A 2,175-nucleotide genomic window follows, 5' to 3' on the forward strand; every position below is an offset into this window, starting at 1 on the left:
GTGTAAATGTGAATGATTTATTAAATAAAGTGTGTTTTAAAGATTTTTATATTTCAACATATGGAAATTATAAGGATTATTACGTCGATAGGGCTGCTGGACGAAAGGAAAACCTATGTGATTTTATTCAGCCCAACGGCGTACTCGATTCCCTCTTAACCGCTATGGAGACTGGCAATTATGACAAATTCCCCCGTAACCGGAAAAACCTTCCCCCTGACCGACGCCCAGAAGGCCGAGATTGAGCCGTTAAAGGCCGATAAGAATTGGCCGGAGATTTATCGGCGCTTGGAGACTATGGCCCGCGCCAATTCAGCCATTAAGCCTGCGGTACCAAATTGGTACCATCTCGCTACCCAGATCAATCAGGGCGAGGGGCCGCTCGCCAATTATGTCCGATTCAGCATGATGCTCGCCGCCATTCGGAAGGGGCAGACATTAACCCCGATTGCTTTCCAAAAAGCGTCGGATAAATTGGCTCTCGATATTGTCGATAAGGTCCTTGAGAAGGGAATACCCGAAGATAATGCGGAACCCTTGATTGAAGACGTTGTGGGCAGTACGGCGAGTATGTCCCTCGAACCTGAACATTGGGCCGGATCGGCGGCCAATAGTCTGAAGGGAAACTATGGGGAGTGGATGAATCAACTCGTCGCCTGGTACCGGAACTTGCCCTATCTCGATATTGGCACGTTCGAGGGCAAGGTTTTTGAAAAGGATTTTGGGAAATTCGTCGATGCCGCCGCGCGGCAAAATACCGCCGCCGCCTATTCTCAGATTTATAAGCGCCCTCAGGCGCTTGATTTTTATCTGGCGGGCGGGCTTGAGTTTCGGGAGGCGGGGGGCCTGCTGGACGGGGCGGGTTTAATGGTGCCGAGCGATGACGAAACCCAGCTTAGATCGCCCGCCCTGGCCGAACTGTTCGGCGATGGTGATTTTGCCAAGATGCTGGGCACAACCGGCTTTGACGCGCTTTCGCCCGAGCAGAAGACAAAAATGGCAGGCGTATCTGACCGTATTGCGCGACAATCCCCGGATTGGCGCGGCTTTCGGCGTCGAGGTTGCGTCGATTGATCGCTTGCGCTTGGTCAACGACGCGGGGTGCTGACGATCAATGATAAGCTCCTGACCCCGCTGACCCCGGAAGAAGCGGTAAAGCGTCAGCAGATGGCCTCGGTCCGGGCGAATCGCCGGGTGCAACCGCCCGAGCGGGTTAATCCGCCGCCGGTCTTCACGCTGCCGCCGCTGCCGTTCGACCCGGCTCCTACCCCTGTGCCGGAAGCGGGGTGCGCGAGGGGCGGGCGGCGGGGCCGCGCCGGGCGCTGGCCTTCGATTTTCCCGCACCGCCGACGTTTTCAGCTTCCCGCGCTGCCATCAAAAGAACAAATAGGGATCGACCTGACCTTTGCACCGCCGCCAACCTTAGTGGGCGACGCCGACGGGCCGCGCCGCGTGCCGCAGCGGATCGCACCCGGCCCCGCCGCCCGCGCCCGAGGATGCACCGGTGACGCTGAAGCAGCTTCACGAGGCGCAGGATGCGCTGCTGCTCAGCCTGCGCGTCGAAGTCATGAACCGTCCCGCCCCGGAAATCGACGTCTATGCCCTCCAAAAGAAGTTGGCGCGCGTAGATTATCTCGACGCGCTCCAGGGCCGGACGATCCACAGCCGCGCCTAACCGCCGCTCGGCCCTGCCGAGCGATATTTTTCCCGCCAGCCCTTCCGGCTGGCTTTTTTTATGGAGAGATCCTCATGGACAAACTGACGTATAGCCTCGCAAAGCCCGTGCAATTCACCCCGACGCGGCTGATCGAAGACCTCAGCTTTCGCACCGAACTGACGGTGCGCGAGTTGCGGCGGCTGGAAGGGCAAGACAGTAATGTCGGTGCGACCGTTGCCTTAATCAGTATTCTATCCGGCGAACCGGCGGAACTGATCGACGCCCTCGATTCGAAGGATTATTACAAGATTCAGGAGTTTCTGCTCCCTTTCTTGAAGGATTCGCTGGGGGATGGCATGATTTAGCTCGCCCGMTSTGGGCCGTAGACATCCTCGATTATCAATCGCCGCCCGTCATATTCCTCCGGCTCCGAGAAGAACAAGGTACAGGAGAGATCCGTCCGCAGCCGGATCGCGTGCCGGGAAGTAGCGCGAATGGCGTTATCCACATGCACGCCG

General features: G+C 57.6%; 4 protein-coding genes. All 4 read left to right on the plus strand.

Translation table 11 applies throughout. The features are described from left to right. Positions 1 to 245 (plus strand): hypothetical protein (locus VZ95_RS27535; RefSeq protein WP_232302751.1); only part of this gene is annotated, 245 nt, incomplete at its 5' end. Further along, complete coding sequence (locus VZ95_RS18690) at positions 181 to 1,074, plus strand: hypothetical protein (protein ID WP_045777205.1); 894 nt, start codon at positions 181 to 183, stop codon at positions 1,072 to 1,074. The genes VZ95_RS27535 and VZ95_RS18690, both read left to right, overlap by 65 nt. Positions 1,075 to 1,504: 430 nt before the next feature. Further along, positions 1,505 to 1,675 (plus strand): hypothetical protein, encoded by a 171-nt coding sequence (locus VZ95_RS26060; protein WP_198148400.1) that lies wholly within the window; start codon positions 1,505 to 1,507, stop codon positions 1,673 to 1,675. 74 nt (positions 1,676 to 1,749) lie between these two features. After that, the gene (locus VZ95_RS26065; RefSeq protein ID WP_045777206.1) at positions 1,750 to 2,022 is read left to right on the plus strand and encodes a phage tail assembly protein; all 273 of its coding nucleotides are present in this window, start codon (positions 1,750 to 1,752) and stop codon (positions 2,020 to 2,022) included. Positions 2,023 to 2,175 lie beyond the last annotated feature (153 nt).

This window comes from Elstera litoralis, from assembly GCF_000963705.1.
GTDB classification, from domain to species: domain Bacteria; phylum Pseudomonadota; class Alphaproteobacteria; order Elsterales; family Elsteraceae; genus Elstera; species Elstera litoralis.